The following is a 6,733-nucleotide window of genomic DNA, read 5'->3' as shown; positions in this document are numbered from 1 at the left end:
ATGCCGCATGGTATGCCGCCATTCCGGGTCTGAAGGTCGTGATGCCCTATTCGGCAGCCGATGCCAAAGGTCTGCTGAAAACCGCAATCCGCGACAACAACCCCGTCATCTTCCTTGAAAACGAGATCCTTTACGGCCGCTCGTTCGAAGTGCCGGATCTGCCTGATTTCACCATTCCTTTCGGAAAAGCGAAAATCGTGCGTCCGGGCCGTGATCTGACCATCGTGACCTTCAGCATCGGCGTTGCCCATGCTTTGGACGCGGCAGAGAAGCTGGCAGAAGACGGCATCGAGGCCGAGGTCATCGATCTGCGCACCCTGCGCCCGATCGATTACGCAACCGTTCTGGAATCGGTCAAGCGGACCAACCGCTGCATCACCGTCGAAGAAGGTTTCCCTGTGGGTTCGATCGGCAACCACCTGTCGGCCTATATCATGGAAAACGCCTTTGATTATCTGGATGCTCCGGTGATCAACTGCACCGGCAAAGACGTGCCCATGCCCTATGCGGCCAACCTCGAAAAGCACGCCTTGATTACCGTTCCGGAAATCGTGGAAGCCGCCAAGAAAGTCACCTACCGTTAAGGGAATAGCGAGATGCCTACAGAAATTCTGATGCCCGCGCTGTCTCCGACGATGGAGGAAGGCACGCTGGCGAAATGGCTGGTCAAAGAAGGCGATACCGTCAAATCTGGCGATATTCTGGCCGAGATCGAAACCGATAAGGCAACGATGGAATTCGAAGCCGTCGACGAAGGCGTCATCGGCAAGATCCTTGTTGCCGAGGGAACCTCGGGGGTCAAAGTCAACGTCGCGATCGCGGTCCTGCTTGAGGATGGCGAAAGCGCGGCTGACATTGGCAAAGCGGCAGCCCCTGCGGCTGCTGCGCCTGCGGCGACCGCACCGGCTGCGGCGGCACCTGCAGCTTCTGCCCCGGTGGCAGCTGCCCCTGCCGCATCATCGGCTGCTGACAAGGCAGGCCGTGTCTTTGCCTCGCCCTTGGCGCGTCGTATCGCCAAGGAAAAAGGTATCGATCTGGCTGCAGTTGCGGGCTCTGGCCCTCATGGTCGCATTGTCTTGGCCGATGTCCAAGACGCCAAACCCGGCGCGGCCAAACCTGCGGCAGCAGCGGCATCCGCCACCTCGGCGGCCCCTGCCCCTGCGGCGACCCCAGTTGCAGCTGCGGCTGGACCTTCGGCGGCCACGATCCTGAAGATGTATGCCGACCGCGAGACCACCGAGGTTCCGCTGGACGGCATGCGTCGCACGATTGCGGCCCGCCTGACCGAGGCCAAGCAGACCATTCCGCACTTCTATCTGCGCAAATCGGCCAAGCTTGATGAGCTGATGAAGTTCCGCGCAACGCTGAACAAGCAGCTGGAAGATCGCGGCGTGAAGCTGTCGGTCAACGATTTCATCATCAAAGCCTGCGCCAATGCATTGCAGCAGGTTCCGGATGCGAATGCGATCTGGGCAGGTGATCGGATCGTCAAGCTGAAGCCTTCCGATGTTGCGGTTGCCGTTGCCATCGAAGGCGGTCTGTTCACCCCGGTGCTGAAGGATGCGCAGCAAAAATCGCTGTCTGCCCTATCTGCCGAGATGAAGGATCTGGCCAACCGCGCCAAAACCAAGAAGCTTGCGCCCCATGAATATCAGGGCGGCAGCTTTGCCATTTCGAACCTGGGCATGTTCGGGATCGAGAACTTTGACGCGGTCATCAACCCGCCCCATGGCGCCATTCTGGCGGTTGGGGCTGGCATCCAGACCCCGGTTGTCGAAAATGGCGAGATCGTCATCCGCAACGTCATGTCGATGACGCTTTCGGTTGATCACCGTGTCATCGACGGGGCTTTGGGCGCGCAGCTTTTGGATGCGATCGTCAAGAACCTGGAAAACCCGGTGGCAATGCTGGCCTAAGATCCGGCTGAAACCGACAAAAAAGGGGCCCTCGCGGCCCCTTTTTCATTGGTCATGTTTCCGCTTTTTTAGCTGGGCAGAAGCTGGGTACCCATCAAGGTAAAGCGGCACGGGGCGCGTTGATGGGCGTTGATTTGCGGAACAAGCCGCGTGAAATGCTCACTTGCGCAATGCAGGTCCAACGCAGCCTGATCTGGCCATTCTTCGATAAAGATGAAATGGCCGGGGTCCTTGTCATCTATGAACAGATCATAGGCGATGCATAAAGGCTCGGCCTGGGTCAGGGCGACCAGCTCTCGATATAGCGGCAAAACCAAATCGATGGCCTCGGGTTTGATAAAATCCTCGGCAATGACCTTTAACATCGTTCATTCCTATTCCGCCGTGGCATCGCGCGGCTGGTTGATGCCGATCCAACGCCCCAACACGCCGCCAATGCGGGTTTGAAGGCCGTGGATCAGCGAAAAAAGCGACGGCACGAAAAGCATCGACAGAAGTGTCGACAGCAGCAGCCCCCCGATCACCGCAATCGCCATGGGGCTGGAAAACTCGCTGCCCTCGCTGGTGGCCATCGCCGAGGGGATCATACCCGCAGTCATGGCGATCGTGGTCATGATGATCGGACGCGCGCGTTTGTGCACGGCATCTAGGATCGCCTCGCTTTTGGCGACACCTGCCTGCATCGATGTCAGGGCAAATTCGACCAGCATGATCGCATTCTTGGTCACGATCCCCATCAGCATCAAAAAGCCGATGACCACGGACATCGAGATCGAATTGCCCGTCAGATAAAGCGCAAGGATCGCCCCGCCAATGGCCAGCGGAAGCGACATGACAATGCTGACAGGGGTGATGAAGTTGTGGAAAAGCAGGACCAGAACCACATAGACCAGCAAGACCCCCGACCCCATGGCAATGGCAAAAGAGGAAAAGACCTCGGCCATGATTTCGGCGTCGCCAGCTGGTTTGATTTCGGTTCCCGCAGGCAGTTCTAGGGCGGCTTGCAGGCGCAGGACCTCGGCATTGACAGGCCCCAGCAGCTGCCCCTCGACCAGATTGGCCGAAACGGTGGTACTGAACTGCCGGTCATAACGTCCGATCTGCGAGGCGCCCGCGCCGTAGTGCAGATCCGCCACCGCCAAAAGGGGCACCGGCCCCTTTGATCCGGGCAGGCGCAGAGTTTGTAGCCGGTCAAGATCGGTGCGCGTCGCTTTGTCCAAGCGAACCACGATCGGGATCTGCTTATCGCCGGCGTTGTATTTGGCCAGATTGGCCTCGCTGTCGCCAAGGGTCGCAATGCGCAAAGTCGTGGCAAGTGCGGTTGCGCTGACGCCAAGTTGGGCTGCAATTTCGGGCTTGGGATGGATTTGCAACTCCGGCCTCAACATGCTTGCCGACGAGGTCACCCCCTCGAGGCTGGGCAGGCTGCGCATCGCATTCACCAACATCTCTGAAGCCTCGGCCGCAGATTGCTGCGTATGTCCCAAAACGGTGATGTTGAAATCGTTCTGGCCCTGCTCGTTTTGAAAGTTGATGCGCATATCGGCAATATCGGCCAGCTCGGCCTTCAGCCCATCCTCAATTTCAAAGCTGGTGCGGCTGCGGTCCTCTTTCTTGCCGTAATTGACCATCAGCCGGGATTCGTTGACATCCCCGTCCCCGCCGATCACGAAAACCGAGCGCACTTCGGGGGTGTTCAGAATGCGCTGGCTGATCATCCGCGTCGCATCCTCGGATTCCTTGATGGTCGCACCGGGGGGCAGTTCCACACGGATCTGGCTGCGCCCCACATCCGAGGCCGGAATGAATTCCGTGGGAAGCAGCGTCGCCGAATAGATCGAGCCTGCGAAAACGGCCAGGCCCATCAGCATCGTCAGGCCGCGATGGCGCAGCGTCCAACCAAGGACCGACATCAGATGACGCAGGAAAAAGCCGTCTTGCTTGGGCTCGACATGCGAGGTGCCGCGCATCAGATAGGCGCCCAGCATCGGCGTGATGATCCGCGCCACCAGCAGTGAAAACAGGACCGAGACTGCGACTGTCAGGCCAAATTGCTTGAAATATTGCCCCGGAATCCCGCCCATGAATCCAACAGGCGCGAAAACCGCGACGATGGAAAAGCTGATGGCGATCACGGTCAGGCCGATTTCATTGGCTGCCTCGACGCTGGCTTCGTAAGGGGGAACGCCCATGTGAATATGGCGGTCGATGTTTTCGATTTCGACGATGGCGTCATCGACCAGAATCCCTGTCACCAGGGTGATCGCAAGCAGGCTGACACCGTTCAGCGTGAAGCCAAGCCAGCTCATCACGAAAAAGGTGGGAATGATCGACAGGGGCAATGCGACCGCTGCAATCAAGGTTGCACGCCAGTTGCGCAAAAAGAGCAGCACCACGATTACGGCCAGGACCGCACCCTCATAAAGGGTATCCATGGCCGAATGATAGCTGTTCAGCGTATGCGTGGTCGCATCGTCAATCAGCGAAAAGGTCAGGTTCGGATAGGATTTGGCGATCTGCGCAAGCCGCGCTTTGGCGCCGTCTCCGGCGGTCAGGTCAGATTTCCCGCTGGCGCGGTAGACCCCGAAAGCCACAACCGGCTTGCCGTCAAGCAAGGCAAACCCGCGCTCTTCGCTACCGCCATCACTGACCTCTCCCAGCTGATCCAGCCGTACTGTCTTGCCCGAGGGCAGTGAGACCGGGGTTGCCGCCAGCCGCGCCACGCTATCTGCCGCTCCAAGGGCGCGGATCGAATATTCGGTGGCCGACAGATCGCCGCGCCCACCCCCAAGGTCGATGTTTCGCGCGCGCAGCTGGTTAGAGACCTCGGCTGCGGTCAGCCCCATGGCCTGAACTTTCTGGGCATCCAGCTCGACATTGATCTGCCGATCTGCCCCACCGATGCGCGACGTGCTGGCCACGTCCTTGACGGTCGACAGCTGACGCCCAATCACGTCATCGACGAAATCCGACAGCTCTTCGATGGTTTGGGTGGGATCGCCGACCGCATAGGTCAGGATCGGCATGCCCTCGATATCGATCCGTTTGACCAAAGGCTCGATGATGGAATCGGGCAGATCCGAGCGGACCTTGGCGACGGCATCCTTGATATCGTTGACGGCGCGGTCGGTGTCGGTTTCCAGCTCGAACTCGACCATGATGCTGGCAGAGCTATCGCTGGCGGTCGATGTAATGTGGCGCACCCCGTTTACGCTGGCGATCGAATCTTCAATCGGTTGGATCACCTGCCGGATCAGCTCGGATGGGGCAGCGCCGGGCTGAGAAACCGTCACCGAAACCAGCGGCAAATCGATATTGGGCATCGCCGTGACGGGAATCTGGCGAAAGCTGAAAAGTCCGATCAGCACCAGAACCACAAAGACCGCAATCGGCGGAACCGGATGCCGTATCGACCAGGTCGACATATTCATCGGGCAGGCTCCGAAGTGACGGAAAGGGGGGCGCGATCCGATGCGGGCATATCATCGGGGGCGGGCTGGGGGGCATCCACGGGCGCGGGCGTAACCGCAGGGTTCGGGCCCGCAGCGTCGGCCTTCGCCTTGTCGGGTGCCGCATCCTTCATAGGCGGTGATCCCACGTCGGGTTCTGACAAGGCCACCGGCGTAATTCGGTCACCGCTGCGGAAAAAAGCCCCCGCCCGGGCGATGACGTTTTCATTCGGTTCAAGACCTTGCAGGATTTCTCGACGTCCCTGCCAGATTACACCTGCCTTGACCAAACGGGTTTCAACTTGGCCGTCCTTGACGACCTGTACGTGATCGCCAGTTTCATCGGCAACCACGGCCGTGGCCGGAACACTCAGCGCTTCATGGTCTTGCAAGATGATCCAACCCGAAGCGAACAGGCCGATCCTGAGCTTGGCATCCTCATCCAGCGCGATACGGACAAGGCCCAGCCGCGTCTCGGGGTCAACAGCGGCAGGGGTAAGACGCACCCTGCCCTGAACCTCTCCCAGCCCCGAGATCGTGACCGCCACCGGCGCGCCAACCTGCAAAGCCGGAATGGCGGTTTCGACGATATCGGCTGCCAGTTCGATCTCGCCCCCTGCGATCACCGTGAAAAGAGGCGCGGCAGCACTACCCGATAGCGCGCCCAATTCGGCATTGCGCGCCACGACCTTGCCCGCAACCGGCGAAAGGATGCGGGTATAGTCCAGGTTCAACCGGGCAATATCGCGCGAGGCATCTGCCAGGGCCAGCGCCGCTTGGGCAACGCTCAGGCCATCATGCGCCGAGGCCGAGCTGGCGCTGGCTGCTGCCTCGGCCGCCACGGCTTGATCCAATGTCGCCTGCGAACCGCTGCCGGACTGGCGCAGCTTGCGGGCGCGCTCCAGCGTCGAGCGGGCCTCGGTCAAGGCGGCATCGGCGCTTAGGATCTGGCTTTGCGCCTGTTTCACCCCGGCTTCGGCGCGCTGATAATCGGCATCGGCCTGCGCAAGCTGCGCCTGAAGGGTACGGTCTTGCAAACGAGCAAGCTCTTGGCCGGCGCTGACCTCGTCGCCGACTTCGGCCATGATCTGGGTAATCGCATAACCCGTCACGTTGGGATAAATCATCACCTCTTGACGCGCGACCAACGAGCCTGAAACCGGTACTCGCGTCACCATGCGTGTCAGCTGAGCAGGTGCCACACTGACCACCGGCAAAGTCGCCGTGGGCGGGGCCGCCTCTTGTTGCGCGGCTTCGGCCTGAACGGAAAACGATGGCGCGAACATCACCCCAGCGCTGGCCGTCAGGACCAAAGCAACATTCATGGCCCGACCCAAGCAAGGGGTAACTCTGCGCATCATGGTCCTC

The 6,733-nt window shown here is 60.1% G+C and carries 5 protein-coding genes; 2 read left to right on the top strand and 3 right to left on the bottom strand.

The features are described from left to right. A partial coding sequence (locus tag RTS12_RS07635; RefSeq protein ID WP_312527069.1) for a transketolase C-terminal domain-containing protein occupies positions 1-584 on the top strand: 584 nt, incomplete at its 5' end. A 12-nt stretch (positions 585-596) separates the two neighbouring features. Then, the gene (locus RTS12_RS07630) at positions 597-1,916 is read left to right on the top strand and encodes a pyruvate dehydrogenase complex dihydrolipoamide acetyltransferase (RefSeq protein WP_312527067.1); all 1,320 of its coding nucleotides are present in this window, start codon (positions 597-599) and stop codon (positions 1,914-1,916) included. Positions 1,917-1,984: 68 nt separating this feature from the next. Here RTS12_RS07630 and RTS12_RS07625 read toward each other — a convergent pair whose 3' ends face one another. The 3 genes from RTS12_RS07625 to RTS12_RS07615 are packed head-to-tail and all read right to left on the bottom strand — an operon-like array spanning position 1,985 to position 6,690. Continuing rightward, positions 1,985-2,281: a putative quinol monooxygenase gene (locus RTS12_RS07625; protein ID WP_312527065.1), complete on the bottom strand. Its 297-nt coding sequence runs from the start codon at positions 2,279-2,281 to the stop codon at positions 1,985-1,987. 9 nt (positions 2,282-2,290) lie between these two features. Then, a complete protein-coding gene (locus RTS12_RS07620) occupies positions 2,291-5,347 on the bottom strand; it encodes an efflux RND transporter permease subunit (protein WP_312527063.1) in 3,057 nt (1,018 codons plus the stop codon). Then, the gene (locus RTS12_RS07615; protein ID WP_312527060.1) at positions 5,344-6,690 is read right to left on the bottom strand and encodes an efflux RND transporter periplasmic adaptor subunit; all 1,347 of its coding nucleotides are present in this window, start codon (positions 6,688-6,690) and stop codon (positions 5,344-5,346) included. The genes RTS12_RS07620 and RTS12_RS07615 overlap by 4 nt, the downstream gene beginning before the upstream one ends. Positions 6,691-6,733 lie beyond the last annotated feature (43 nt).

Origin of the sequence: Paracoccus sp. (in: a-proteobacteria), assembly GCF_032007265.1 — a bacterium.
Lineage (GTDB): Bacteria > Pseudomonadota > Alphaproteobacteria > Rhodobacterales > Rhodobacteraceae > Paracoccus.
This window is presented reverse-complemented; position numbering and strand designations above follow the sequence as displayed.

Excerpts from the sequence above, each read along its gene's own strand:
- RTS12_RS07630 (WP_312527067.1), top strand. The coding sequence starts at position 597 with ATGCCTACAGAAATTCTGATGCCCGCGCTGTCTCCGACGATGGAGGAA.
- RTS12_RS07625 (WP_312527065.1), bottom strand. The coding sequence starts at position 2,281 with ATGTTAAAGGTCATTGCCGAGGATTTTATCAAACCCGAGGCCATCGAT.
- RTS12_RS07620 (WP_312527063.1), bottom strand. The coding sequence starts at position 5,347 with ATGAATATGTCGACCTGGTCGATACGGCATCCGGTTCCGCCGATTGCG.
- RTS12_RS07615 (WP_312527060.1), bottom strand. The coding sequence starts at position 6,690 with ATGAATGTTGCTTTGGTCCTGACGGCCAGCGCTGGGGTGATGTTCGCG.